Raw genomic sequence first — 25,478 nt, 5'->3', positions numbered from 1 at the left:
CGTCTCCCGGTTGACAGGGCCCGCCTTCTGCAGCACCGTATGAGACAGTGTCTCACACAATGAAGCGTGCAAGCGATACGGAGGACCCGATGACCGACGGCCCCAGCATCAAGACGGTGCGTGCCTTGAGCGAGAAGTACTCCAACTGGGGCCGATGGGGGTCCGACGACCAGGTGGGAACCCTCAACCACATCAGGCCCGAGGACGTCGTCGCGGCCGCCCAGCTCGTGCGCAAGGGCCGCATCGTGGAGATGGGGCTGCCGATCGACGACGCGGGCCCGCAGAGCGGGGGAGGGGGCTTCGGCCGCTTCAACCCGATCCACCTGATGATCCGCGACGGGGCCGACGTGGTCGCCGGCACCACCATCCGGGACTTCTACGGCGGCGAGGACAAGTACCTCCGCGGTGCCGACGACGTCCTGATCATGCCGCTGCAGAGCGGCACGCAGTGGGACGCATTGGCCCACATCTTCTTCGAGGGCAAGATGTACAACGGCGTCGAGGCGATGATGGTGGGCAGCAAGGGCGCCCTGGTCAACGACGTGACCTCCGGCTGCGGCCGGATGATCGGGCGCGGGGTGCTCCTGGACGTCCCCGCAGCGAAGGGGGTGCCGTGGCTGGAGCCCGGCTACGCCGTGACCAACGCCGATCTCGAGGCGTGCGAGGAACGGCAGAACGTGACGGTCGGCCGCGGCGACTTCGTGTTCGTCCGCACCGGGCAGATGGCGCAGGTGCGCGACCGCGGCAGCTGGGGTGACTACGCCGGCGGCTCCGCGCCCGGCCTGGGTCTCGACGCCGTGCCGTGGGTGGCCGAGCGGGAGATCGCCGCGCTGGCAACGGACACGTGGGGGATGGAGGTCCGGCCCAACGAGACCCCGGACACCAACCAGCCGCTGCACATCGTCTTCATCGTGCACATGGGCCTGTGGGTGGGTGAGATCTTCGACCTCGAGCCGATCGCGGTCGCCTGCGAGGAGGAGCAGCGGTGGGAGTTCATGTTCTCCGGTCCGCCGCTGCCGATCACCCGAGCCGTCGGGTCGCCCCTCACCCCGTTGGCGATCTTCTGATCCATGGCCGACACCACCACGGACAAGCCTCTTCCCCAGCCGCGTGGCGAGGAGGCCGACTTCTTCGCCGCAGCACGTGCGCACCGGCTCGCCTACCAGCGGTGCCGCGCCTGCGACCGTACGGCGAGCTACCCGCGCGTCCTGTGTCCGCACTGCGGATCTCTCGAGGTGGCCCTGCTGACCTCGGAGGGACGCGGCGTCGTGCACGCCTTCACCACCCAGATGCGGCCCGGGGGGCCGGGCTTCGCCGCCGATGTTCCCTACACACTCGCTCTGGTCGACCTGGAAGAGGGCTTCCGGGGCTTCGGCGACCTCGTCGGCGTCCCGGTGGACGAGGTCAGGATCGGTCTCCCGGTGCAGGTCGTCTTCGACGACGTGACCGATGACGTGACGCTGCCGCGCTACACCCCCAGAACCGGAGAGGGCTCATGAGCCTGCGCAGCAGGGCCGCCATCGTCGGCGCGGCCGAGGCCGACGTGACCCCCGGTCACGGCCGGTCCCCCCTGGGACTGGCCGGTGAGTCCGCGGTCCAGGCCCTGGCGGAGGCTGGCCTGACGATGGCCGACGTCGACGGCGTGTTCACCACCTCGTCCTACCACGGGTTCCCGGGCCTGAACGCCTGCGAGTACCTCGGACTCGACCCCAGGCATGTCGACACCACGGCGATGGGCGGGTGCTCGTTCGTGTCCCACCTCGGTCATGCCGCCGCTGCGATCGAGACGGGGCAGTGCGACGTCGCGCTGGTGACGTACGGAAGCACCCAGCGAAGTGACGGGGGGCGCCTGGTCAGCCTGGCGGAGAAGCTGGTCTTCGAGGAGCCCTACGGCTTGATCCACCCGATCGGGGCCTTCGGCATGATCGCCCACCGCCACATGTCGGAGTACGGCACCACGAGCGAGGACCTCGCCCGGGTGGCGGTGTCGGCGCGCGAGTGGGCACGACTCAACCCAGCCGCGCCGTCGCACGAGCCGCTCACCGTGGAGGACGTGCTCGCGTCGAAGATGATCGCGACGCCGCTGCACAAGCTCGACTGCTGCCTCGTCACCGATGGTGGTGCCTCGGTGGTGCTGACCTCGGCCGAGCGGGCGCGGGACCTCCCGCAGCGTCCGGTCTACGTGCGGGGGGCGGGCGAGGCGGTGAACCACCGCAACATCCTGGCGATGCCCGACCTCACGACGACGCGGGCCGCCGACAGCGCGGCGCGGGCCCTGCGGATGGCCGATCTCCGCGTCGAGGACATGGACTCGGCGCACGTGTACGACGCGTTCACCATCAGCCTGCTGATCCTCCTGGAGGACCTCGGCTTCTGCCCGAAGGGCGAGGGCGGGGGTTTCGTCAGCGACGGGCACATCGCCCCTGGCGGCAGCCTGCCGCTCAACACGACGGGCGGGGGCCTCTCCTACACCCATCCCGGGATGCTCGGGATGTTCCTCATCCTCGATGCCGTGGAGCAGCTGCGCGGAGCTGCCGGCGGCCGGCAGGTCGACGGCGCCACGCACGCGCTCGTGCACGGCATGGGACTCACTCTCGCGGCGCACGCAACGGCCGTCCTTTCTACGGAGGCATGATGACCGAGAACCCCTTCGGAACCTGCGACGCGGTCACCGTGACCGTTCTGGTCGACAACTTCATCGACATGCTCATGCCCGACGCACCGGACATGCGTCGCGTCGGCATGCCGGAGCACTTCGCGCCCCGTCGGGGTACGCCGCTGGCCGAGAACGGCATCTCGTTCCTGCTCCGCGTGGAGCACGGGCACCGGGAGACGACCGTCCTGTTCGACGCCGGCATCAGCGCTCTCGCCCTGCGCCACAACGCCGAGGTCCTCGGGATCGACCTCACCACGGTGGACCAGGTCGTGATCAGCCACGGGCATCCCGATCACTTCGGTGGCATCTACGGCGCGCTGGAGGCGATCGGGCGGCCCGTGCCGGTCACCGCGCACCCACACGCCTTCCGTCCGCGGATGATCACCCGGGCCGACGCGGTGCTGCCGTACTTCAACCGCGACCTGACCGAGAGCGCGGTGCACGACGCCGGAGGACGGCTGGTCCTGGTCCGCGACCCCATCCCGGTCGCACCCGGGGTGTGCACCAGCGGCGAGATCGAGACCACCGTCGACTTCGAGCACGAGGTCCCCTCCGGACGGCTCTGCATCTGCGACGGGCGCCTGGAGCCCGACCCGATCGACGACTACCTGACCCTGATCCTGAACGTGAAGGGTCTGGGCCTGGTCCTGCTCGACCCGTGCGGGCACGCAGGCGTCGTGAGCGCGACCAGGCACGCCCAGCGGCTCACCGGGGTCGACCGGGTGCACGCCCTGATGGGCGGCTTCCACCTCGGCCACCCCGGCATCTCGCAGGAGAAGATCGACAGCACCGCTGCCGAGCTGCAGAAGCTGTCGCCTGCCCTGGTCTCGCCCATGCACTGCAGCGGCTTCCGCGCCCAACGCGCAGTGGCCGAGGTGCTGCCCGACGCTTTCCGGCAGATGGCCGTCGGCACCCGCCTGGAGTTCCGCGCCTGAGCTCACGCGCCCCGGTCAGGAAGCCGCACCGGGGCGACGAGCTAGTCGGAAGGACCCCAGGCGCCGTCCCACCCGAGCCGGCGCGACAGGCCGTTGGCAGCCTGCAGCACCGACGGGCCGATGGTCGACGCCGTCTCCGGACCGAGACGATCGATCGGAGCACTGACCGTGAGAGCGCCGCGGCACTGTCCCGTCGCGTCGAAGAACGGGGAGGCGACGCCCGCACCGCGGGCCACCCAGCCACTTGCGGAGTAGGCGTAGCCGCGCTCACGGTCCTCCACCAGCTGGCGGCGATAGGCGACCGGATCGACGATGCTGCTCGGCGTGTAGGGCACCAGACCCTGTCGGATCGCGCGCTCCGCGACGCCCTCGGGCAGGGCGGAGAGAATCGCTCGCCCGGCCGCACCGGTGGTCAGGGGGTACGGCGTGTTGAGGTCGACGACGTACCTGATCCGCTGAGTGCTGTCGATCTTCTCCTTGAACACCACCCGCTCGTCCTGCAGCACCGAGACGTACGTCGTCTCGTTGTGCTCCGTGGCCAAGGACTGGAGGAAGGGACCGGCGGCACGCCACAGCGAGTCGCGCTGCCGGACGGCGGCCGCCACGGCGAACATGCGCGGGCCTGCGGAGTAGGTGCCGCGGTCGTCGATCTGCTCGACCCAGCCGACCGTCTCGAGCTGCCGGAAGATGCGGCTGACCGCGCTGCGGTCGATCCCGGTCTCGCGGGCGGCCTCGCGGGGCCCGATCCCGCCTTCACGGAAGCCCACCAGCTCGAGAAGGGTCGCGACCCGGTAGCTGATCGAGGGCGGGGTCGGCGCAGCGCCCTCGTCCTTCGCGGCTCCTGCGTCGTCCTGGTCGTCAGCCATCTGCTCTCCTCGGTCAGCGCCTGATCGTATCCGGAGGCCCGCCCCCGGCGCGCCGCCGACCCGTGGGCGCGTCGGCGCCCGCCGGGTCAGGACGGGCGGGAGGCCAGCACGTGGTCGTACCGGTCGGGGCCGGCGTCGAGCCCGCGCAGCTTCGTCTTCTGGATCTTCGCCGTCGGGGTCTTGGGCAGGTCGGTGGTGAACTCGACGTAGCGCGGGACCTTGAACGACGCGATGTGCTCGGCGCACCAGGCGACGACGTCCGCGGGCACCAGGTCGCCCCCGGGCCGGACGACGACGTAGGCGAGCACCTCCTCGTCCGTCAGCTCCGAGGGCACGCCGACGACCGCGGCCTCGAGGACGTCGGGGTGGCGCTCGATGACGCGCTCCACCTCGAGAGAGGAGATGTTCTCGCCACGTCGACGCACGATGTCCTTCTTGCGGTCGAGGAAGTAGAAGTAGCCCTCGGCGTCCATCCATGCGTTGTCGCCGGTGTGCAGCCACCCGTCGGAGTCGAGCGCCTCCTCGGTCCGGACCGGGTCGTTGAAGTAGCCGCGCATCATCGCGGCGTTGCGCAGCAGCAGCTCGCCCGGCGTCCCCGGCGAGACCACACGGCCCGCGTCGTCGACGATGCGGGCCTCGGTACGCCGGACCTCGGGGTCGGGATGATGGCGAGGGGTTCCCATGGAGCCGGGACGCCGCTCGCCGTCGATGGACTCGGCGAGCCCGAAGGTGGTCTCGCTCATGCCGAAGCCGGAGACGATGGTCAGCCCGAACCTCTCCTCGAGCGCCAGCCGGGTCTCGTGCGCGAGCGCCGGCACGCCGTAGGCAACCTTCACCTCATGGTCCTGGTCGTCGTCGGAGATCTCCTTCTTGGAGAGGATCGCGGTCATGGCCCCGATGTAGTTGAAGGCGTTGACCCGGTGCCGGCGTACCTCCGGCCAGAAGCGGCTGGCGCTGAACCTCGGAGCCAGGACGAGGGAGCCACGGGCTCCGATCGCGCCCATGCTCGAGTAGGCCTGGGAGTTGATGTGGAACAGCGGCAGGCAGGCGTAGATGCGGTCGCCGTCGGCCATGCCCATCCAGTGCGGGTAGCTCTGGCCGGTGAGGACGAAGTTCTCCTGGGTCTGCATCACCCCCTTGGGGTTGCCGGTGGTGCCCGAGGTGTAGATCAGGCTCATCAGGCTGTCGGGGCTCGGATGGGCTGCTGGAGGCGTCGGGTCGGCGGCGGCCAGGGCCTGGGTGAAGCAGCCCTGACCCTCAACCGGCTCGAGCGTGAGCACCGACCGCACGTGCGGCAGCGTCGTGGCCAGGTCCCGCAGCAGCGGCAGGTAGGCGCCGCTGGTGAGCACCAGGACCGACTCCGAGTCGGAGACGAGGTAGGCCGCCTCCTGCTGCTTGAAGCCGGTGTTGATCGCGACCAGGACCGCCCCGATCTTGGCGAGGCCCAGCCAGGCGGCCATGAAGTCGGGGGAGTTGTCGAGCATGAAGGAGACCCGGTCCCCGGGTCGCACTCCCAGCTCGAGCCAGGCATTGGCGGCCCGGTTGATGTGCAGGTCCATGTCGGCGTAGCTGGTCTGCGAGTCGTCCCCGGTCCAGATCAGGTAGGGGCGTTCGGGTACGGCGGACACCGCGTCCTCGAAGAACGAGCGGAAGTCGCGGGCCGGTGTGCCCATGTTTGCTCCTGGGATAGTCTGCTAAGACAGTGTCTCATTAAACAACGAGAATGCTAGGGAGCCAACTCATGCAGCGTCATCGGATCGATGTGATCGCCGGCGACGGGATCGGCACGGAGGTGATGCCGGTGGCGGTGGCCTGCGTCGAGGCGGCCGGGGCTCGGCACGGGTTCGACATCGACTGGCGGCACCGGGACTGGGGGAGTGAGCACTACCGACAGACCGGTTCGATGATGCCCCCGGACGGCCTGGACGAGCTCGCCACCGGGGACGCGATCCTGCTGGGCGCGGTGGGAGCCCCGGACATCCCGGACCACGTGACGCTCTGGGGCCTGCTCATCCCGATCCGCCGAACCTTCGACCAGTACGTCAACCTGCGCCCGGTCCGCATGCTGCCGGGGGTGACCTCGCCGCTGCGCGGACTCGACGCCCTGGACATGGTCATCGTCCGGGAGAACGTCGAGGGGGAGTACTCCGAGATCGGGGGCCGGTTCAACCGCGGGCTTCCTGACGAGACCGCGGTCCAGGAGTCGGTCTTCACGCGACGCGGGGTCTCGCGAGTGGCGACGTACGCCGCAGAGCTCGCGTCGCGCCGGTCCGGGCGGCTGGTGTCGGCCACGAAGTCCAACGGCATCATCCACACGATGCCGTTCTGGGACGAGGTGGTCGCCGACGTCGCGGCAACGCACGGCGTGAGGGTCGAGTCCGTGCTGGTGGACGCGCTCGCGGCGCGCCTGGTCCTCGACCCCCGGAGCGTCGACGTCCTGGTGGCCTCCAACTTGCTCGGGGACATCCTCTCCGACCTGGCCTCGGCGGTGGCGGGCTCACTCGGCATGGCCCCGAGCGGCAACATCAACCCCGGCAGGGAGCACCCGTCGATGTTCGAGCCCGTCCACGGGTCCGCGCCGGACATCGCCGGCCAGGGCATCGCGAATCCCGTCGGTCAGATCTGGGCTGCCTCGATGATGCTGGAGCACCTGGGCGAGCAGGCGGCTGCAGACGACGTCATGGCGGCCGTCGCCTCGGCGCTGGCCGAGGGAGCGCGCACCAGGGACGTCGGTGGCACCTGCGGCACCGCGGAGATGGGTGACGCAGTGGTGGCCCGGCTGAGGAGCTGACGCTGCAGCGGCTCGGCTCTCGGGCGGCGCCGTGCGGGCCGCGGCCTAGGCTCGCGGTCGTGCAGACGCAGACACATGATCTCGCCTTCACCGCGACGGAGGTTCGCAAGAGGTACGTCAGCTGGGACCGCGGCGAGGCGGAGCGGGAGTGGAGCTGCCTGACCCTGCTCGCGCGGCACGCGCCCGGGGTCGCCCCGCGTCCCGTGCGCCGGGAGTCCCACGACGGCGCTCCGGTGGTAGTCATGGAGCGGCTGCCGGGGGAGCCGTTGGGCGGCGCACCTCTGACGCCGATGCAGACCGCAGCGCTCGGGCGCGTGCTGCGGCGTGTCTACGACGTGCCTCTGGAGAGCGTCCTGGCCGCCGGACTCGAGGAGCGCCGCTACGGGCCGACCTCGTTCGCCCTGACCGTGGCCGACTGGCTGAGCGACTCCTACGAGCTCGGCGAGTGCCGCGACCCGGAGCTGGTGGGCGGCGCCGTCGACGCGGCCGCCAGGTGGCTCACCACCCGCACCTTCCCGCAGCCGCAGCTGGTGGCGCTCGGGATAGCCGACCTGAACCCAGCGAACGTCCTGTGGGACGGGCAGACCTGTCGCCTCGTCGACTTCGAGGACGGCGGGCTCACGGATCCGGCGTACGAGCTGGCCGACCACCTCGAGCACCTCGCCGGTCGCCTGGGCGGGGTCTTCGATGCCGAGGCCCTGGTCGACGCGGTCGGGCTCTCGGACGCGGAGCGGGAGCGGATGCGTGCCTACCGCCCGCTGTGGGCCGCCTTCTGGCTGGCGATGCTGCTGCCGGGCAACGGTGGATTCCGGCGCAACCCGCCGGGGACCACCGAGGCGCAGGCCGCCCACGTCATGGCCCTGCTCGACTGAGTCGAGGCACCGGCCGGCGCCTGGGTCAGACGGTGCTCTTGTTCTTCCCCGCGACGCCCTCGGCGACGCCGATGAGAAGGACGGCCGCAACGACCGCGAGGACGAACCCGAGGATGTTGAGCTCGAAGATGCCGCCGGTGCCGAACAGCTGCGCGATCAGGCCGCCGATCAGGGAGCCGACGAGACCCAGCCCGAGCGTCGCGAGGATGCCCAGGTTCTGCTTCCCGGGCTTGATGAGGCGCGCGAGGGCGCCGATGATGAGGCCAGCTACCAGGAATCCGATCATGACCTCAACCTACCCCTGCCCCGTTGGGGCGGGTGGGATCGAGGCGTCCGGCGGCCTCACGAACGCGCCCGATCGCCATCAGGTGGTTCGTGATGTCACGGATGCCCGGCAGGTGCCCGGTCTTGCGCGCCAGGGTCAGTGCGGCGGCGAGTAGCTCTGGGTCGTCGTCCCGGACCTGTTCCAGCGCGAGTCCGGCGACGCCTTCGATGGCACAGAGCTCCACGTCGTGGAGACCGGCCTCCAGGAGCTCCGACTCGAGCTCCTCGGCAGTGTGGAAGTGGCCGGCAGGGAAGCGTCCTCCTGTGGGCGTGCCGTGCTCGAGAAGGTCGACCCACTCCTTCGGATAGGGATGGGGAATGTCCTCGGCCAGCGTGACCATGGCGTGGCGGATGAACCGAGGGATCGCGGCGACGAAGACGAGCCCACCGGCAACGACGACGCGAGCGGCCTCCTCCAGACAGGTGCGCCGTTCCTCGGGGGAGTGCAGGTGGTAGAGCGGGCCGAAGAGCAGCGCTGCATCGAACGAGTCGCCTTCGAAGCGGAGTCGGCGGGCATCCCCGACCTGCGCCGTGAAAGTGCCGTGGCGCCGCGCCTGCACGACCTGTGCCTCCACGGGGTCGATGAGGGTGACCTCGTGCCCCGCCTCAGCCAACCGCGCAGCATGGACCCCGCTAGCGCCGCCGATGTCGAGGATCCTGGACCGAGGGCCGACCCGGTCGGCGATCATCTCCTGGACACGGATGAGCTCGAGAGCGCCTTGGGCGGAGCGGCTCGTCAGCCTCGCGGACTCGTCGAACTGGCGCGCGTAGTAGACCTGGATCGCAGCATCGATCCTCGCCTGATCCATCGCCCGATCCATGCCCAGAGCCTAGGTCAGCGGCGCCTGGCGCTGACGGCGTGAGACTCTCCCGAGGTGAAGGTTTACGTCGCCGGTCCGCTCGCCGACATCGAGACCGTCCGCACGGTGCAGGACGCTGTCGTCGCAGCCGGCCACGAGATCACCCTCGACTGGAGCCGCGGACCGGACGTCACGTTCACCGCCGACTACGGCTCACTCCCGTCGGTCTCGGCCCAGCTCGCGGTCGACGACCTCGATGCCGTCCTCACCGCTGACGCCGTCCTGGTGGTCGCCTCCAGGCACGAGGGTCGTGGCATGTTCGTCGAGCTCGGCGCTGCGCTCGCCCGAGCGCGGCGCGGCGACCTGGCCCACCTGGTCGTCGTCGGGCCCATCCGGCACGAGACGGTCTTCTACTACCACCCCTCGGTCACGCGGGTGCCGGACGTCGGCGAGTGGCTCGCGGCACTGACCTGACTCGCCTCGTCGAGCCGCGACTGCGCGGTCCAACGCGGAGGTGATGCGGTAGAACGGTCGGATGCCGGAGTTCCCGCATCTGATGCACACCGCGATCGACGCGACCGACGCTCGCGGGCTCGCCGAGTTCTATCGCGAGCTCCTCGGGCTGCGGTACCGGTCTGGCGACGAGCCGCCGGCCGACGGGTCCGCGGACGACGACAGCTGGCTCGTCCTCGTCGATGCCGACGGCAGGCGCAAGATCGCCGTGCAACGCGTCGACTCGCTGCCTCGTTCGACCTGGCCGAGCCACGAGGTGCCGATGCAGCTGCACCTCGACTTCTCGGTCAGCTCACGGCTCGAGCTCGAGCGCCAGAGGGAGCGGGCCATCGCTCTGGGCGCGACGGTCCTGCTCGACCGCACCGACGATCCCGAGGCGCTCTACGTCCTCGCCGATCCCGCCGGCCACCCGTTCTGTCTCCTCACGCGCTGAGGGGCAGGGTTCCTAGAATCGCGCCATGACCAACGCCACCCACAGCGTCCGTGAAGCCCGCCGTCTCGCCGAGAGTGCGGCCGCCGTCGTACGGGACGACACCTCGTTCAACACGTCCGCCACCCAGGTGCTCCTCGACCTGACCCGGGCCGTGACGGAGCTGGCCGGGGCGGTCGAGGAGCTTGCCCGCGGGGGCGTGGCGCCGAACGGTGCGCCAGCCGCCGGCGACTCGGACGGCTGACGCACCACGCGGACCTCAGTCGGCCAGGGGAGCCCCGGTGTCGGTGAACTGAGGCTGCAGCTCGGCGAACTGATCTGGATTGACCTCTTCCGCCGGGCCGGCGTAGAGGGCGTTGAACACCAGGTTGAACGTCGAGCGGGGCAGCGAGCGGAACGTGACCTCGCTGCCGTACGTCACGACCTGTCCCTTGCCCACGTCGAAGGAGACGACGTTCGAGGCGCCGCGGATGTGGTCCTCGCCGCGGAGGTAGCCGCTCGCCAGCACGTCACCCTGCGCCGGGTAGGAGGACACGACCTCGGCCGAGTCGTCGGTGACGTTCCATGCCTGGGTGTCGTAGAGCCACACCGGCCAGGAGTCCGGCATGCCCCAGGCGACCGGGTTGTCGGTGTCGAAGTCCTGGTTCAGCAGGCTTCCACCCGTCACGAACTCGTTCTCGTCGTCGGGCAGGGCCTCCTCGATCGGGAGGTCCAGGAGCTCCTTGGCCGTGCCGACCGAGTTTCCGACGGCGAGCAGCGTGCCGCCCTTGCGCACGAACTGCTGGAGCTTCCTCCACCCCTTGTCGCCCACGCCGTACGCCCACGAGTAGTCCGGCCCGTACTTCTCCGGGTCGAGCCCCTCGACGATGTCGGCCTTCGAGATGCCGTGGGGGAGCAGGATGGTGTCGTAGAGGTCGTTGAGCGACTTGCCCTGGAAGTCCTGTGCGGCGACGACGTCGTAGTTGATGCCGTACTGGTCGAACAGCCACATGTCCCAGCCTCCCGGCATGTTGCCGATGCCGCGGAACAGGCCGACTCGCGTCTTCGGCTTCAGGTTGAGGCCGTCGACGCGGGGACTGCGCGGTGCGGTGGCGACCGGGAGTCCCACCTTGGCTGACACGGTCTCCAGGACGGAGCGCGCCTGGGGGGTCGCCCTGATCACGTAGGTGCCGGCGGGGAACTCGGCGCCGGCGCTACGGAACGAGTCCGCGGAGCGGAACGTCGGGATGCGTGCATCCTGCAGCGCGGAGACGATCTGGATCGTGCCGTACGACTCGGGCCGCACGAGGTAGGCCCCTCGTGTCCCGGGGTCCGCCGGCATCTCCACCTCGGGAACCTCCACCGACTCCACGGGCTCGAGCTCCGCGGAGAACTCCTGCATCACCTCGGCCACGTCGACCCCGAGCTGCAGGGGGAGACTGGTCGTGGACTCGGCGTAGGGGAGCAGGACCGGACACGTGTCGCAGAGCCGCACCTCGGGGTAGATGTCCTTGCCCAGCACCTGGTGCGCCCAGTTGCCGAGCGGCTGCTTCATCTTGATCACGTAGGAGCCTGCGCCGTAGTTCCGGCCTCCCGCGGTGAACGGGGCTGTCGCCCGGTGCATCTCGACCTGCGTCCACTCGAGACGCTCGAGCATCTCGTAGGTGGCGTAGGGGTCGCGCTGCTTCGCGTCGACCACGAACGCGTAGGTCCCGGAGTCGACGCCCTCGGTCATGAACTCCCGCGGCACCTCGTAGAGGTTGTCGTAGAGCAGCTGCTCGCCGTTCTGAGCTGTGTACTCCATGCCGGCGTACGTCGCGGTGTTGGCGTAGCTGACGATGTCGGCCAACGTCCACGTGCTCTTGTCATAGGGCTCGATCATGCTCTGGATGGCCTGCTGCGGCCCCAGCGGCCCGCCGTCGACGGAGACCTGCGGATAGGCGAGATCCTTTGCGCCGGCGATCTCGCTCAGGTAGACGGCCGACCCGGTGAAGGGGAAGTAGCCGACGGGTTGCTCGAGGGTCCAGAAGATGTCGTAGCCCTCGTTGCCGACCCCGGTCTTGTCCTCCGCGGCAAGAGCGCGGGCGGCGTGCCGGCCGATCGCGGCCGACGCCGCGTTCATGTTCGCAGGCACGTTCTCGCTGGTGATGCCGCCGTAGGGCGGCACGAAGATCCGCTCTCCGCTGTTGCCCTGCTGGTGCATGATGTGCACGACCGCGGGACGCAGCTTCTTCATCAGGTCGAGCCGGTAGCGGGCCTCCACCTGGGTGAACATCGTCCAGTCCCGGTTGTCGTCGTGGCCGGTGTACTTGTGGTAGAGGTCTGGGTAGGTGCGGTTGTACTTCGTTCCGGCGGTCTTGTTGAAGTGGTCGACGACGAGACGCTGGCCGTCGGGGTTCTGCGACGGGACCAGCACGATGACCGAGTTGTTCAGCACGGTCTCCGTGAACGTCGAGTCCTCGGTCGCAAGCCGGTACACGATGTCGTTGATGGCCTGGCCGTTCCCGACCTCGGTCGAGTGGACGGTGGCCTCCAGGTAGTAGAAGGGGACACCCTCCTTGGCCAGCGCCCGAGCCTCGTCCTCGGAGGTGTTGCGCGGGTCGGACAGCTGCTGGTTGATCTCGACGAGCCTGTCGAGCCGGTCGAGGTTCGCGGGCGAGCTGATGTAGGCGGTGCCGTACTCGTTGCCCATGGTGGTCTCGCCGACCGCCTCGTAGTCGACGCGATCGGACTTCTCGGCGATGAGGCCGAGGTACTCGAGGACGTCCGGGTAGGCAGCGAGCTTGCCCTCGGCGCCCATGGCGAACCCGAAGAACTCTGCGGGCGTGGGGATGTCCACGCCCTGAGCGCTGGGGAGCGTGGCGGACTTGCTCGTGTCCGCCCGTTCCTGGGCGAGCGCACCGGAGTCTGCCCCGACGACGATCGCCCCGACCAACAGAGACGAGGCCGCCAGCGCTATTGCGCCACGGCCGATTGAACTTCGCACATGCATGATGACCTTCTTCCCGAGATGGTTGTCACCCGGACGCTAGTGAAGAATCGGGTTCTGGTCTCCGGGCCATCTGTTCGCTCCTGTTCGCACTTTCCGGCCCGCCGGCGCGTCGGCTTGTTTGACAGCAGCCGTACGGCGGCGATATCGACATGCCATGGTCGCCCAGCTGTCCGCCTCTGCACTCGCGCCTCGGATCACCGACGTCTCTGCGCGGGGGATCGCGGATCAGCTCGCCTACCTGATCAGGACGGGGCAGATCTCGCGGGGGACTCGGTTGCCGCCGGTTCGCGCACTGGCTGCCGCGCTGCACGTCGGGCCGACCACCGTGGCCACGGCCTGGTCGAGGCTCAAGGCGCTCCACCTGGTCTACTCGGAGTCGAGGAGCGGCACGTTCGTCCTCGACCAGTGCGCCCTGACCGGTCGCCGGCGCGCGGCCCTGGAGGCGGCGGTCAGCGTGCTCGACCTGTCCAATGCGCACCCCGACCCCGAGCTGCTGCCCGACCTCACCGAGCCGTTCGCGGAGGCGCTGTCGAGGGTCGACTCGGGGTCGTACCCCGACGACTTCACCGAGCCACTCCTGCTCAAGGAGCTCCGGAGCTCGTGGCCGTTCGAGGCGGCGGGGTTCACCGCGACCCTGGGCGGGCACGACGCGATCTCACGCATCGCCGACACGGTGCTCCAGCCGCATGACCGGGTCGTGGTCGAGCAGGTCGGGGCGCCGTCCCTCCTCGACATCATCGACGCGCACGCGTCCCTACCGGTCTTCGTGCCGTGCGACGACGAGGGGCCGATCCCGGAGCACCTCGCAGAGGCCATGAAGACGCGCCCGGCGATGGTGCTGCTGCAGCCGCGCATGGCCAGCCCGAACGGCCACGCGCTGACCCGGCAGCGGATGGGGGCCTTGGCCGAGGTGCTGGCTGAGCACGACTGCCTGGTCGTCGAGGACGACGCGATGCCGGAGCTGGCCCGAACGCCCGCGGTCTCCCTGGGTGAGGTCCTGCCCGAGCGGACGGTGCTGGTGCGTAGCTGGAACAAGTCGCACGGCCCGCAGCTCCGCGTCGGCGCCATGGGCGGCGCGGGTCACGTGGTGGCCAGGGTGCGCGCCGCCCAGCAGCTGACGGGCAGCTGGCCCTCCGCGGTGTCCCAGCGGGCGCTCGCGCTGATGCTCACCGACGACGCCACCCAGCGACTGACGCGCCGCGCTCGGGGGATCTACGCCGACCGGCGCAAGGATCTCGTGACCGCGCTGGGCCGCGTGGGACTCCACACCACGGGCGTGGCAGGGCTGTCGGTGTGGGTCGAGGCGGATGAGGGCCCACGAGCCGTGAGCCTGCTCGGGCAGCGCGGCATCGGGATCGCACCGGGACGGCTGTTCGCTCCCCACGAGCACGGTCGCGGACACGTCCGCGTCGCTACCACGCTCGCCCATCACCGCCACGACGAGATCGCCGAGGTCCTCGCCGTCGGGGGATAGGGGTGAGCGGCATACCAACGAACGGATATGACCCTGCCTATCCAGTCCGAGCATGTTCTCGCCAGGAGAGGATCAAGAGATTTGAGAAAGTACATACTCTTCGATCACGACGGTGTTCTGGTGGATACCGAACTCTGGTACTACAAGGCTGGCGAGCGCGCGTTGGCAGACATTGGTTTCATTTTGGACAAAGATCAATATCTGCAGGACATGAACCTGGGATCGGGCACGTGGGCCCAAGCCAGGGCGGCAGGTATCGATGAACGGACGATCAGCAAGCAGCGTAAGGCTCGCGATGACTATTATCAGCAGTATCTCAGAACAGAATCCATCGAGATCGAAGGCGTGATCGACACCCTTGCTGAGCTGTCTCAATACGTCCGCATGGCCATCGTGACGACTGCAAAGCGTGTGGACTTCGAAATCATCCACGAGAAGCGCGACATCAGACAATTCATGGACTTCGTCCTTGTCCGCGAAGACTACGAGTTCGCCAAGCCTCACCCAGAGCCTTACCTGGCCGGCTTGGAGCGTCTCGGAGCCACCCAGGAAGAGACACTGGTCGTCGAGGATTCATCCAGAGGCTTGAGCTCAGCCGTGGCGGCCGGCATTGACTGTGCGGTCGTCCATCACGACTTCACACAGCTACAGGACTTCTCACGGGCTAGCTACCGAATCGATACTCTGGCCGAATTGACGGATATCATCCTTGATACATTCTGAAGAGCCGTGGCAAGGGGGCGTGGTTGGCCACTGCAGCGTTCTCGCAATCGGACAGAAATTTTGGCAAACGTCCTCGCGGTTGATTCATCTGAGGCAATACGCAGACTACGACTGGTAACCGTCAATATTCGACCACGCAGTATTCGGTCTGACAGCGGCATGTCAGTGCGTTCCGTTGTCGGGACAGGTCGATGTGGGCTCGCTAGCGCGGGCCTTCACCGGGGGCGTCTGAGGACCGGGAGCGCCTCGGCCTCCATGCCCCACCTGGCGGCAGCCTCAGGACCGTGGTGGCCGCAGGGTGGGTTCGGCACTCGGAACTAGGGTGTAGTTGTTCCCGTAGACGAGGTACGGCGTGTCTTCGGGTAGCTCCCTCAAGGAGGCCATGATGTGGAAGAGGGCTTCATCAATGGTTCCGCTCACGACCAACATGCTGGACAGGTCGTCGGCCGACATGACGATGCGCACCATGCGTCCGCTCGGATAGACCACGTCTATCGGTCCGTCGTCGCCGGAGGCCGTGGCGCTCTCGGCCCACTCGTTCAGGCGCTCCACGACGTGGTGGAAGTCGTCATCGTCGATCGGTGCTGGGCCGGGCCCTCGATCGACTCGGGGTGGTGGGGTTACTGCGAGCGGATGGTCATCGTCGGCATCGTCCTCACGGGCGGGCAATGGACGCGACCGCCAGTCATCCAGGATGTGCCTTACCTTCCGGACTTCGACCGGCAGGCTTGTCTCCAGGAACTCCCAGTAGTCGACGTAGCTCCCCGCGGGACTGTTGTCCAGGTCGCGGGTCATCGTCAGGGCGGCCCAGTCAATGGATGGGTGGGCAGCCAGGAACGCCTCATCCAGTCGCAACACCGCGTCATCGAAGCGACGCATGATCGCTTCGCCGGCCAATCTCAGCATCGGGTCGTGGCCGTAGGCCTCATGGCCGCGCCTCACGAGCTTGGCGCCAGCTGCCGCGAAGTCCACGATCTGTCCAAGAGCGCTGATCGTGCGCTCATCCAGTGGCCGGTCCATAACCGCACCTTGACACAGCCACAAGGGCATCGCAGGTGGTGCGGACCTCAGCTGTCCAGGGGAGGGTCATCGCTTGCATCAGTTGCAATAGTGCCTGTTCTATCTGACATAATGTCAGTTATCGGCGAAGCGGCAGAGAGGCGCAACCCAGCGATCTCAGGCCAGCTATCCCGACTCGTGCTGGATGACCAGGCGCTGCGCAACGACATCTGCTGGTCGGTGTTCGACTGCTGAGCCGGCCTGCTCAGGTCAGCTCCTGGATGCGGACCATGTTGCCCGCCGGGTCGCGGAAGGCGCAGTCGCGGATGCCGTACGGCTGCTCGGTCGGCTCCTGGACGACCTCGGCGTCACCGGCCTGAAGTCGGTCGAAGGTGCCGTCGAGGTCCGTGGTCGCCAGGTTGATGCTGGCGAAGGTGCCCTTGGCCATCATCTCGGTGATGGTGCGACGCTCGTCGTCGGTGATGCCGGGGTCAGCGGCCGGCGGGTGCAGGACGATGGAGACGCCGGGCTGATCGGCCGGACCGACGGTGATCCAGCGCATCCCCTGGTACCCGACGTCGTTGCGGACCTCGAAGCCGAGCGTGTCGCGATAGAAGGCGAGAGCGGCGTCGGGGTCGTCGTGTGGGAGGTAGGCCTCGCGAATGGTGATGTTCATGTCTGTGAGGCTAGGCGTGGGTCGGAGCCGGCGCTTCTCGATTCCTGATCGGTCTCGTCACCTTCTTCGCCACGCACGGAGGCATGCCGGCCGTGGCGCGCGCCGCCTGGTCCCGATAGGTGCTCGGCGGCACGCCTACCAGCTCGGTGAACCGAGTGCTGAACGTGCCCAGTGACTGGCACCCGACCGCGAAGCAGACCTCGGTGACGCTGAGGTCGCCACGACGCAGCAGGGCCATCGCCCGCTCGATCCGTCGCGTCATCAGGTAGGTGTACGGCGCCTCGCCGTAGGCGCGCCGGAACTCCCGGCTCAGGTGCCCGGCCGACATGTGCGCGCCGCGGGCCAGCGCTTCGACGTTCAGGGGCCGGGCGTACTCCCGGTCGATCCGGTCCCGGACGCGGCGCAGCCGCACGAGGTCGCGCAGCTGCTCCGCCGCGGCCGGTCTGGTGGTCACCTGCGCGATGGTGTCACGTCCGCGCGGACGTTGCCTAGCGTCGTCGTCGCCTCTTCCCGGGCCACACTGCGCCGCGCCAGCACCGCACCGACGATGACCGCGACGAAGAACGCCGTGAACACGATGGCGCCGCCCAGCAGGCCGTCCCGCAGGCCACGGACCGTCACCACCCAGCCCAGCAGCGGTGCCCCGATGCCCTGTGACAGGTAGCCGACGAGGTAGCCCCCGGACACCATGCTGGCCCGGTGATGCGGTGCGGCGTACTTGCTCAACACGGTGAGCCCACCGGCGAAGTTGAAGGCGTACGCCGCGCCGGCGCAGGCAGAGGCGATGAAGAAGATGACCATCGAGTGGCTGGCGCCGGTGACGACGTAGAGCCACACGGCGGCGATGGAGCCGATCGCCCCGAGCGTCACCAGGGACCACTCGTTGAAGCGCCGGGCACAGAGCGAGGTGAGGGTGATGCAGACGGCGAAGACCGAGAGCAGTGCCCCGGTGACCAGGGAGTTGGTCGATCCGGCGAGCTGCTGCGCGATCCTGGCTCCCAGGGGAAGGACGATCGCGCCGAGCAGGAACGCGGAGGTGAACGCGATGGCGCCCGCGACGAAGATCCCCCGCCTCCCCTGCGGGATCACGATGGAACGCACCCGCCACGGCTCCGCTGCCTCGTCCCTGGTGTGGGCGGGGATCCCGAGGACGAGGATGGTCACGGTCACGATGGACAGGGCCAGCACCACGAAGTGAAGGCGCATCGGCTGGGGCGCGTACTCGGTCAGCGCTCCCCCGACGGTCATCGCCAGCGCGATCCCGAGGGCGGAGACCCCGGTCGCCAGGGCACTCGCCCTCCCCTCCTGGCCGGGGCGGCTGAACTCCACCATGGCCACGCTGGCCGCGCTGAGAGACAGTCCGACCCCCAGGCCCATCAGCGCCCGCCCCACCAGCAGCCACGCGACGTCGCCGGCGACCACGAAGCACAGCACACCGAGCAGCTCGGCGAGCATCCCCCAGATCATCGACCGTCGGCGGCCGATGTGGTCGGAGAGGTCGCCGAGCACGATCAGCACGGGGATCAGGGCGATCGGGTACGCCGCGAAGATCCACGCCACGGTCGTCGTCGAGACGCCCCATTCCGACTGGTACAACGGGTAGGTCATGGTCGGACAGGCGCTGCACCACAGCGCCAGCGCGACCACGGCGCCGGCAAGCCAGAAGCTGGTGCGAGAGCTGAAGACGGGCATGAGGCTCCTGAAGACGAGAGTGGCGAGGCTGAGTTGCCGAGAGCAACTTAGCCAGGCTGGGTAGCAAATTGCAATTCATCTCGTATGCTGGGTGGCATGGTGAAGGTGCTCGGCAAGGACTCGACGTGCTCGATCGCGCGCAGCCTCGAGGTGCTGGGCGACGCCTGGACCCTGCTCATCGTGCGGGAGGCGATCCTCTCGGGAGCCACCCGGTTCCAGGAGTTCCGCGATGCCCTGGGCGTCGCACCCAACATCCTCTCCAAGCGCCTGGCGACGCTCATCGAGGAGGGCGTGATGGAGCGGCGCACCTACCGCGACGACGGGGCACGCGCTCGAGACGAGTACGTCCTCTCTGAGGCTGGGCGCAGCCTCAGCGTCGTGATCGCCGCCCTCGGCGAGTGGGGGCGACTGCAGCGCCCACGCCCGGACGGTACGTCGCCGGGATTCACCCTCGAGGACTCCGGTGAGCCCGCGCGGCTGGCCTTCGTCACCGCCGACGGTGAGGTCGTGTCCCCCGCGCGGCTCGTCGCTCGTCGTACCGAGGACTCACGCGTCCCCGCGACCTGACCCGCACCCAGCCAGCACAGTCAGCACAGTCAGCACAGTCAGACATCAGTCGCACTCCGTCACATCTATCCCGAAGGTCTCGCATGTCATCAGAAGAGCAGTCCACGAGCTACGCCCGCGCCCTGGACCACGCCGAGGAGATGCTCGGATTCCGGCTCGAGCGATTCCTCGAGCCCACGCCCGGGGAGCCGGAGAACGCGAGCGACTTCAAGCGCATCGCCACCACCCACGCCTTCGACGACGCCTGGCCGCGCACGACGCACCTGGACACGCGCACCCGGGCCCTCGTCTCGGTCGCGACCGTGGCCAGCCTGGGCATCGCCGAGCCCCTGCGGGGGCAGATCCGGATCGCTCTCCGGCAAGGCGTCACCAAGGAGGAGATCGTAGAGGCGTTCATCCAGATCGCGGTGTACGCAGGGGTCGCGCGCGCCTTCGACGGCTACTCCATCGCCGCGCAGGTGTTCGCCGAGCAGGACGACGCCAGCTGAGTCGAGGCTCGTAGCGGCGCACGTCAGTCGTCCTCGTCGTCGCTCGGGCCGGCAACTCGTTGCCCTCGATCTGCGACGGCTCCTCGGCCTTCGACGCCCCGGGTGACCGGCCGGCGTGGACTAGGCTCAGCACCTCTAACCACATAAACCCGACACACTTAGTGAAGAGTGGTGGACGTGAAACGTCGCTGGCGCATCCCCGCGTTGCTCCTGGTCTGGGTAGGCCTGTTCCTCGGTACGACGCCCTCGACGGCCATCGCGGACACCACCCCGGCCGACGGCCAGGTCGTCCGCGTCGGGACCGAGGGGATCTACCCGCCGTTCAGCTTCCACGACCCCGACAGCGACGAGCTCACGGGCTACGACATCGAGGTCGTCAAGGAGGTCGCGAAGCGGGCAGGCTGGCAGCTGGAGTTCGTCGAGGCGAACTTCGACGCACTCTTCCCGGCGCTCGACGCCGACCGGATCGACCTGATCGCCAACCAGGTGACGATCAACCCGGAGCGAGAGGCGCGCTACCTCTTCTCCGAGCCCTACACCTACTCACGCACCGTGATCGTCACGGCCGCCGACGACGACTCAATCACGACGCTCGATGACATCAAGGGCAAGACGGCCGCCCAGTCGTCCACGACCAGCTTCGCGGAGATCGCCACCGAAGCCGGTGCCAAGGTGCGCTCGGTCGAGAGCTTGGCGCAGGCGGCCGAGCTGCTCTCCCAGGGCCGGGTCGACGTGATCCTCAACGACAACATCGCGATCCTCGACTACCTGGCTGCCAGCGGCGACACCTCCGTCAAGATCGCCGGCGACGCCAACACAGAGGTCAACGAGCAGGCGCTCACCTTCCGCCAGGACGACACCGATCTGCGCGACCAGGCCAACGCTGCGCTGAAGGAGATGGCGGACGACGGCACCCTCACGAAGATCTCGGAGGGCTTCTTCAAGGCGGACGTCTCCTCTGCGGACGGCGGCGGCGAGGCCGACCTCTCCGGTCGCGCCGGCAGCAAGACGACCTGGCAGGTCCTGCAAGCCGCCACCGGCCCGATGTTGAAGGCCCTCGTCCAGTACACGATCACGCTTTCACTCCTCAGCATGGCCCTCGGCCTCCTGCTCGCCCTGCTGGTGGCGCTGGCTCGGCTGTCCTCGCGACCCTGGCTGCACTGGCCGGCCCGGGGCTTCATCTCGGTCATCCGCGGCACCCCGCTTCTGGTGCAGCTCTTCATCGTGTTCTTCGGCCTGCCCCAGATCGGCATCAAGTTCGACAGCTACCCCGGTGCCGTCCTCGCGCTGTCGCTCAACGTCGCGGCCTACTCCGCCGAGATCATCCGGTCGTCGATCCTCTCGGTGCCGCGCGGACAGTCGGAGGCCGCTGCCACCGTGGGCATGGGCTACACCCTGACGATGCGGCGGATCGTGCTGCCGCAGGCCGCGCGCACCGCCGTACCCCCGCTGTCGAACACGTTCATCTCCCTGGTCAAGGACACCTCCCTGACGTCGATCATCCTCGTCCCGGAGATGTTCCGCGTGGCCCAGAACCACGCTGGCTCCACCACCGAGTACTTGCCCCTCTACTCCCTGGCCGCACTGTTCTACTGGGTCGTCTGTGCCGTGCTGGCGGTCGGCCAGAACCGCCTCGAGACCCGACTGGAGAGGTCACTCGCATGAGCTCCGATCCCCTGCTGTCCGTCACCGACCTCCGCAAGTCGTTCGGCGAGCACGAGGTGCTGCGCGACATCGGCTTCGCCGTCGACTCGGGCACGGTCACCGTGCTGCTCGGCCCGTCCGGCTCCGGCAAGACGACCGTGCTTCGTTCCCTGAACACGCTCGAGGTGCCCGATGCCGGCGTCGTACGCATCGACGAGGTCGAGGTCGACTTCGCCCAAGCCCGGGGCCGACGCGACGCCGAGCGCGACTTCGCGCAGCTGCGCCGGCAGAGCGCGATGGTCTTCCAGGCACACCACCTCTTCCCGCACCGCACCGTGCTCGAGAACCTGACCGAGGGGCCCATCCATGCCCAGGGCCGCCCCGAGGACGAGGTCGTCACGGAGGCGCGGGTGCTGCTCGAGCAGGTGGGCCTGGCCGACCGTGCGGACGCCTACCCGAGCCAGCTCTCGGGAGGACAGCAGCAGCGTGTGGGGATCGCGCGCGCGCTGGCGCTCAAGCCGAAGCTGATGCTCTTCGACGAGCCGACGTCCTCGCTCGACCCCGAGCTCGTCGGCGAGGTGCTCGGCGTGATGAAGGACCTTGCGGCCGAGGGCTGGACGATGGTCGTGGTCACCCACGAGATCCGCTTCGCGCAGCACGTGTCCGACCAGGTGCTCTTCCTCGACGCGGGCGTCATCGCCGAGCGTGGCCCGGCCGCACAGGTCATCGGGGACCCGAAGGAGCCGCGTACCCGCCAGTTCCTCCAGCGCATCCTGGACCCGATCTAGCCGAGCAGCTCCTCGATCGCCGCGATCGAGGTCGCCGCGTCTCGATGGAGTACGGCGTGCCACCCCGCTGCCCGTGCGGCTGCGACGTGGGGCGCATGGTCGTCCAGGAAGGCGATCTCCTCGGGGCGCACCGCGAGCCGTCGAGCGGTCAGCTCATAGACGGCGGGGTCCGGCTTGGCCAGCCCGACCTCGTGGGAGTAGACGATGTCGTCGGTGATGTTCTCGAAGCCGTGCCCGCGCTCAGCCTCGCGCGCTCCGGGTGCGGAATTGCTCAGGATCCCCGTCGTGAGCCCCCGGCCACGCAGCCCGGCGAACCAGTCGAACAGCGGTTGGTCGGGCGTGCCGACGTACCACCTCCAGAAGTCCGCCACCAGCTCGTCCGCCTGGCTGTGGGTGAGCTCTAGCTCGGCCTGCCAGTGCCGCCGGATGTCGCACTCCGAGAGCCCGCCCACCATCCCGTCACCGGGCAGTGCCCGGACGCGTGCGGCGAATGCGTCGGTGGGAAGGCCGTGGCGCGACAGGAACGGCCTCGGAAAGACGCTGTCGTCGATGACTTCGAGCACCGAGCCGATGTCGAGGACCACGGCCCGCACGGGACTCACGACAGGCTCACGGCAGGAGCATGACCTTGACCGCCCGGCGCTCGTCCATGTCGCGGTAGCCGTCGGCCACCTCGTCGAGCGGACGCACGGAGTCGAAGACCAGGCCCGGGTTGATGGAGCCGTCGAGGACCTTCGGCAGCAGCTCGTCGAGGTAGGCGCGCACCGGTGCGACGCCGCCGAAGAGGCCGACGTTCTTCTGGAACATCCGGCGCACCGGTAGCTCCACGCCGTGGGGCACGCCGACGAATCCGACCCGGGAGCCGGGACGCGCGACCGCGAACGCCGTCTGCATGGACTGGTCGGTGCCGACGCACTCGAGGACCGCATCGGCGCCGACGCCGGCGGTGATCTCACGGATCGCCTCCTCGCCCTCCTTGCCGCGCTCGGCGATGACGTGGGTGGCACCGAAGGCCTTGGCGATCTGCTGACGCGGCTCGTGGCGGGACATGACCACGACCTTCTCGGCGCCCATCACCGACGCGGCCAGCACGCCGCAGAGGCCGACCGCCCCGTCACCGACCACGACCGCGGTCCCGCCGGGGCGTACGCCGGCAGCGACGGCCGCGTGCCAGCCCGTGGGCATCACGTCGGAGAGCGACAGCAGCGACTTGAGCATGTCGTCGTCACTGGGCGCCTCGGCCTTGAACATCGTGCCCTCGGCTTGGGTCACCAGCGCGTACTCTGCCTGGCCGCTCTCGGTGAACCCCACGTTCTCGCACGCCGAGGTGATGCCCGCACGGCAGTGGGCGCACGTGTTGTCGCAGTGGCAGAAGGGCACGATGACGAAGTCGCCGGCCTTGAACGACGTGACCGCCGACCCGACCTCCTCCACCACGCCGACGCACTCGTGGCCGATCGTCGAGCCCGCCGTGATGGGATTCTCGCCGCGGTAGGGCCACAGGTCCGAGCCGCAGATGCAGCCCGCAGTGACCTTGATGACGGCCTCGGTGGGCGATCCGATGGAGGGTGTGGCGACGTCGGTGAGTCGGATGTCACGGGCAGCGTGGATGGTGGTGGCTCGCATGGTCCGATCCTCGCACGGGGCGTGTCGCTCACGACATGGAGGCGGAGCGCGCCAACCTTGTTCTATCTCATATCTGAGATACGGTGTTCGGCATGGCTGATCTACTCCAGCGTGACTACAAGGCCCGCATCGGCAACCTGATCCGGGACGCCCGCAAACACCGGGGCCTCACCCAGGCCAAGCTCGCCGAGCTGCTCGGCACCTCGCAGAGCGCCATCAACCGCATCGAGAAGGGTCACCAGAACCTCTCACTGGAGATGCTGGCCCGCATCGGCGCCGCCCTCGACTCGGAGATCGTGGCCCTGGGCGCCGGGCCGACCCACCTTCGGGTCACCGGTCCCACGACGCTCTCGGGCAGCATCGAGGTGAAGACGTCCAAGAACGCCGGCGTAGCGCTGCTGTGCGCTGCGCTGCTCAACCGGGGCAGGACGACGCTGCGCAAGGTCGCCCGCATCGAGGAGGTCAACCGGCTCCTGGAGGTGCTGGCGTCCCTGGGAGTCCAGACCCGCTGGCTCAACGAGCAGAACGACCTCGAGATCGTCCCGCCCGCCGAGTTCGACCTGGCCCACATCGACGAGGACGCGGCGCGGCGTACCCGCTCGGTCATCATGTTCCTCGGCCCGCTCCTGCACCGCGCCGAGACGTTCGAGCTGCCGTACGCCGGCGGCTGCAACCTCGGCACCCGCACCATCGAGCCGCACATGGCCGCCCTGCGCCCGTTCGGCCTGGAGGTCAAGGCCACCGACGGCGCCTACCACGCCAACGTCAACCGGGCGATCGAGCCGCTGCGACCGATCGTGCTGACCGAGCGCGGCGACACCGTCACCGAGAACGCACTGATGGCCGCCGCCCTCCACCCGGGCACGACCGTGATCCGCAACGCGTCGTCCAACTACATGGTCCAGGACCTGTGCTTCTACCTCCAGAAGCTCGGCGTCGGCGTCGAGGGCATCGGCACCACGACGCTCACCGTGACAGGTCGGCAGACCATCGACGTCGAGGTCGACTACGCACCCAGCGAGGACCCCATCGAGGCGATGTCCCTGCTGGCCGCCGCGATCGTCACCAAGTCGTCGATCACCATCCAGCGGGTGCCCATCGAGTTCCTCGAGATCGAGCTGGCCCTGCTCGAGGAGATGGGTCTGCAGTACCGCCGGTCCGAGGAGTACCTCGCCCTCAACGGGCACACCCGACTGGTCGACCTCACCACGCTGCCGTCGCAGCTGCGGGCCCCGCTCGACAAGATCCACCCGATGCCGTTCCCCGGGCTCAACATCGACAACCTGCCGTTCTTCGCGGTCATCGCCGCCGTCGCCGACGGGCAGACCTTGCTGCACGACTGGGTCTACGAGAACCGCGCGATCTACCTGGTCGACCTCAACAAGCTGGGCGGCAACGTCAAGCTGCTCGACCCGCACCGGGTGATGATCGAGGGTCCGACGTACTTCAGCGGCACCGAGATGATGTGTCCGCCCGCGCTGCGGCCGGCCGTGGTGCTCCTGCTCGCGATGCTCGCCGCGAAGGGCACGTCGGTCCTGAGGTCGACCTACGTCATCCACCGCGGCTACGAGGACCTCGCCGAGCGCCTCAACCTGCTGGGTGCCAACATCGAGACGTTCCGCGACATCTGAGGACGCCGCCGG

At 68.8% G+C, this 25,478-nt stretch carries 27 protein-coding genes; 16 read left to right on the top strand and 11 right to left on the bottom strand.

Annotated elements, in window-relative coordinates; all coding sequences use genetic code 11:
* Window positions 1–89 precede the first annotated feature (89 nt).
* From ACP7BP_RS10900 to ACP7BP_RS10885, 4 genes are read left to right on the top strand one after another with little or no spacing between them, the layout of a single operon-like run.
* On the top strand, window positions 90–1,067 hold the full coding sequence (locus ACP7BP_RS10900; protein ID WP_426244618.1) for a cyclase family protein: 978 nt from the start codon (window positions 90–92) through the stop codon (window positions 1,065–1,067).
* 3 nt (window positions 1,068–1,070) lie between these two features.
* On the top strand, window positions 1,071–1,499 hold the full coding sequence (locus ACP7BP_RS10895; RefSeq protein WP_426244617.1) for a Zn-ribbon domain-containing OB-fold protein: 429 nt from the start codon (window positions 1,071–1,073) through the stop codon (window positions 1,497–1,499).
* Complete coding sequence (locus tag ACP7BP_RS10890; RefSeq protein ID WP_426244616.1) at window positions 1,496–2,635, top strand: acetyl-CoA acetyltransferase; 1,140 nt, start codon at window positions 1,496–1,498, stop codon at window positions 2,633–2,635. The genes ACP7BP_RS10895 and ACP7BP_RS10890 overlap by 4 nt, the downstream gene beginning before the upstream one ends.
* A complete protein-coding gene (locus ACP7BP_RS10885; RefSeq protein ID WP_426244615.1) occupies window positions 2,635–3,591 on the top strand; it encodes an MBL fold metallo-hydrolase in 957 nt (318 codons plus the stop codon). The genes ACP7BP_RS10890 and ACP7BP_RS10885 overlap by 1 nt, the downstream gene beginning before the upstream one ends.
* A 41-nt stretch (window positions 3,592–3,632) precedes the next feature.
* Here the strand turns inward: ACP7BP_RS10885 and ACP7BP_RS10880 are convergent, their stop codons facing one another.
* Window positions 3,633–4,457 (bottom strand): IclR family transcriptional regulator, encoded by an 825-nt coding sequence (locus ACP7BP_RS10880; protein ID WP_426244614.1) that lies wholly within the window; start codon window positions 4,455–4,457, stop codon window positions 3,633–3,635.
* A gap of 86 nt (window positions 4,458–4,543) precedes the next feature.
* Window positions 4,544–6,130 (bottom strand): AMP-binding protein, encoded by a 1,587-nt coding sequence (locus ACP7BP_RS10875; RefSeq protein ID WP_426244613.1) that lies wholly within the window; start codon window positions 6,128–6,130, stop codon window positions 4,544–4,546.
* A gap of 68 nt (window positions 6,131–6,198) precedes the next feature.
* Between ACP7BP_RS10875 and ACP7BP_RS10870 the strand changes: the two genes are divergently transcribed.
* Entirely contained in the window at window positions 6,199–7,248 is a 1,050-nt protein-coding gene (locus ACP7BP_RS10870; RefSeq protein WP_426244612.1) for a tartrate dehydrogenase, read from the top strand.
* A gap of 59 nt (window positions 7,249–7,307) precedes the next feature.
* Window positions 7,308–8,120 carry a phosphotransferase family protein gene (locus ACP7BP_RS10865; RefSeq protein WP_426244611.1) on the top strand — a complete coding sequence of 271 codons (813 nt, stop codon included), beginning with the start codon at window positions 7,308–7,310 and terminating at the stop codon, window positions 8,118–8,120.
* Window positions 8,121–8,145: 25 nt separating this feature from the next.
* Here ACP7BP_RS10865 and ACP7BP_RS10860 read toward each other — a convergent pair whose 3' ends face one another.
* Both ACP7BP_RS10860 and ACP7BP_RS10855 read right to left on the bottom strand, forming a co-directional pair.
* Window positions 8,146–8,406: a GlsB/YeaQ/YmgE family stress response membrane protein gene (locus tag ACP7BP_RS10860; protein ID WP_426244610.1), complete on the bottom strand. Its 261-nt coding sequence runs from the start codon at window positions 8,404–8,406 to the stop codon at window positions 8,146–8,148.
* 4 nt (window positions 8,407–8,410) lie between these two features.
* Window positions 8,411–9,265 carry a class I SAM-dependent methyltransferase gene (locus ACP7BP_RS10855; protein ID WP_426244609.1) on the bottom strand — a complete coding sequence of 285 codons (855 nt, stop codon included), beginning with the start codon at window positions 9,263–9,265 and terminating at the stop codon, window positions 8,411–8,413.
* Between the two features lie 54 nt (window positions 9,266–9,319).
* Between ACP7BP_RS10855 and ACP7BP_RS10850 the strand changes: the two genes are divergently transcribed.
* The 3 genes from ACP7BP_RS10850 to ACP7BP_RS10840 all read left to right on the top strand — a co-directional run bounded on the left by ACP7BP_RS10850 (window position 9,320) and on the right by ACP7BP_RS10840 (window position 10,431).
* Window positions 9,320–9,718 (top strand): hypothetical protein, encoded by a 399-nt coding sequence (locus ACP7BP_RS10850; RefSeq protein WP_426244608.1) that lies wholly within the window; start codon window positions 9,320–9,322, stop codon window positions 9,716–9,718.
* A 61-nt stretch (window positions 9,719–9,779) separates the two neighbouring features.
* A complete protein-coding gene (locus ACP7BP_RS10845) occupies window positions 9,780–10,190 on the top strand; it encodes a VOC family protein (protein ID WP_426244607.1) in 411 nt (136 codons plus the stop codon).
* 25 nt (window positions 10,191–10,215) lie between these two features.
* Window positions 10,216–10,431 (top strand): hypothetical protein, encoded by a 216-nt coding sequence (locus ACP7BP_RS10840; protein ID WP_426244606.1) that lies wholly within the window; start codon window positions 10,216–10,218, stop codon window positions 10,429–10,431.
* Window positions 10,432–10,446: 15 nt separating this feature from the next.
* Here the strand turns inward: ACP7BP_RS10840 and ACP7BP_RS10835 are convergent, their stop codons facing one another.
* Window positions 10,447–13,005 carry a M14 family zinc carboxypeptidase gene (locus ACP7BP_RS10835; protein WP_426244605.1) on the bottom strand — a complete coding sequence of 853 codons (2,559 nt, stop codon included), beginning with the start codon at window positions 13,003–13,005 and terminating at the stop codon, window positions 10,447–10,449.
* Between the two features lie 307 nt (window positions 13,006–13,312).
* Between ACP7BP_RS10835 and ACP7BP_RS10830 the strand changes: the two genes are divergently transcribed.
* Entirely contained in the window at window positions 13,313–14,632 is a 1,320-nt protein-coding gene (locus tag ACP7BP_RS10830) for a PLP-dependent aminotransferase family protein (protein ID WP_426244604.1), read from the top strand.
* A gap of 27 nt (window positions 14,633–14,659) precedes the next feature.
* Window positions 14,660–15,355 carry an HAD family hydrolase gene (locus ACP7BP_RS10825; RefSeq protein WP_426244603.1) on the top strand — a complete coding sequence of 232 codons (696 nt, stop codon included), beginning with the start codon at window positions 14,660–14,662 and terminating at the stop codon, window positions 15,353–15,355.
* Window positions 15,356–15,631: 276 nt separating this feature from the next.
* Here ACP7BP_RS10825 and ACP7BP_RS10820 read toward each other — a convergent pair whose 3' ends face one another.
* The 4 genes from ACP7BP_RS10820 to ACP7BP_RS10805 form a co-directional block, all read right to left on the bottom strand.
* A complete protein-coding gene (locus tag ACP7BP_RS10820; protein ID WP_426244602.1) occupies window positions 15,632–16,375 on the bottom strand; it encodes a hypothetical protein in 744 nt (247 codons plus the stop codon).
* Window positions 16,376–16,619: 244 nt separating this feature from the next.
* On the bottom strand, window positions 16,620–17,030 hold the full coding sequence (locus ACP7BP_RS10815; protein WP_426244601.1) for a VOC family protein: 411 nt from the start codon (window positions 17,028–17,030) through the stop codon (window positions 16,620–16,622).
* A 10-nt stretch (window positions 17,031–17,040) separates the two neighbouring features.
* Window positions 17,041–17,484 carry a helix-turn-helix transcriptional regulator gene (locus ACP7BP_RS10810; protein ID WP_426244600.1) on the bottom strand — a complete coding sequence of 148 codons (444 nt, stop codon included), beginning with the start codon at window positions 17,482–17,484 and terminating at the stop codon, window positions 17,041–17,043.
* Window positions 17,481–18,722 carry an MFS transporter gene (locus ACP7BP_RS10805; RefSeq protein WP_426244599.1) on the bottom strand — a complete coding sequence of 414 codons (1,242 nt, stop codon included), beginning with the start codon at window positions 18,720–18,722 and terminating at the stop codon, window positions 17,481–17,483. Before ACP7BP_RS10805 ends, ACP7BP_RS10810 begins: the two co-directional genes overlap by 4 nt.
* Before the next feature lie 96 nt (window positions 18,723–18,818).
* Between ACP7BP_RS10805 and ACP7BP_RS10800 the strand changes: the two genes are divergently transcribed.
* From ACP7BP_RS10800 to ACP7BP_RS10785, 4 genes are all read left to right on the top strand, one after another.
* On the top strand, window positions 18,819–19,289 hold the full coding sequence (locus tag ACP7BP_RS10800) for a winged helix-turn-helix transcriptional regulator (protein WP_426244598.1): 471 nt from the start codon (window positions 18,819–18,821) through the stop codon (window positions 19,287–19,289).
* Between the two features lie 83 nt (window positions 19,290–19,372).
* The gene (locus tag ACP7BP_RS10795; RefSeq protein WP_426244597.1) at window positions 19,373–19,777 is read left to right on the top strand and encodes a carboxymuconolactone decarboxylase family protein; all 405 of its coding nucleotides are present in this window, start codon (window positions 19,373–19,375) and stop codon (window positions 19,775–19,777) included.
* Window positions 19,778–19,954: 177 nt separating this feature from the next.
* Window positions 19,955–21,442 carry an ABC transporter substrate-binding protein/permease gene (locus tag ACP7BP_RS10790; protein ID WP_426244596.1) on the top strand — a complete coding sequence of 496 codons (1,488 nt, stop codon included), beginning with the start codon at window positions 19,955–19,957 and terminating at the stop codon, window positions 21,440–21,442.
* Window positions 21,439–22,209, top strand: a complete 771-nt coding sequence (locus ACP7BP_RS10785; RefSeq protein ID WP_426244595.1) for an amino acid ABC transporter ATP-binding protein — start codon at window positions 21,439–21,441, stop codon at window positions 22,207–22,209. Before ACP7BP_RS10790 ends, ACP7BP_RS10785 begins: the two co-directional genes overlap by 4 nt.
* Here the strand turns inward: ACP7BP_RS10785 and ACP7BP_RS10780 are convergent.
* A complete protein-coding gene (locus ACP7BP_RS10780; protein WP_426244594.1) occupies window positions 22,206–22,811 on the bottom strand; it encodes an HAD-IA family hydrolase in 606 nt (201 codons plus the stop codon). The two genes, ACP7BP_RS10785 and ACP7BP_RS10780, sit on opposite strands and share 4 nt — an antisense overlap.
* 7 nt (window positions 22,812–22,818) lie before the next feature.
* Window positions 22,819–23,835: a zinc-dependent alcohol dehydrogenase family protein gene (locus ACP7BP_RS10775; RefSeq protein ID WP_426244593.1), complete on the bottom strand. Its 1,017-nt coding sequence runs from the start codon at window positions 23,833–23,835 to the stop codon at window positions 22,819–22,821.
* 92 nt (window positions 23,836–23,927) lie between these two features.
* Here ACP7BP_RS10775 and ACP7BP_RS10770 point away from each other — a divergent pair, with 92 nt between their 5' ends.
* The gene (locus ACP7BP_RS10770; protein ID WP_426244592.1) at window positions 23,928–25,466 is read left to right on the top strand and encodes a UDP-N-acetylglucosamine 1-carboxyvinyltransferase; all 1,539 of its coding nucleotides are present in this window, start codon (window positions 23,928–23,930) and stop codon (window positions 25,464–25,466) included.
* Window positions 25,467–25,478 lie beyond the last annotated feature (12 nt).

Source organism: Nocardioides sp. LHG3406-4, assembly GCF_049897745.1.
In the GTDB taxonomy this organism is placed as follows: Bacteria; Actinomycetota; Actinomycetes; order Propionibacteriales; family Nocardioidaceae; genus Nocardioides.
The sequence above is the reverse complement of the archived record's forward strand: the minus strand, read 5'-3'. Positions and strand labels throughout refer to the sequence as shown.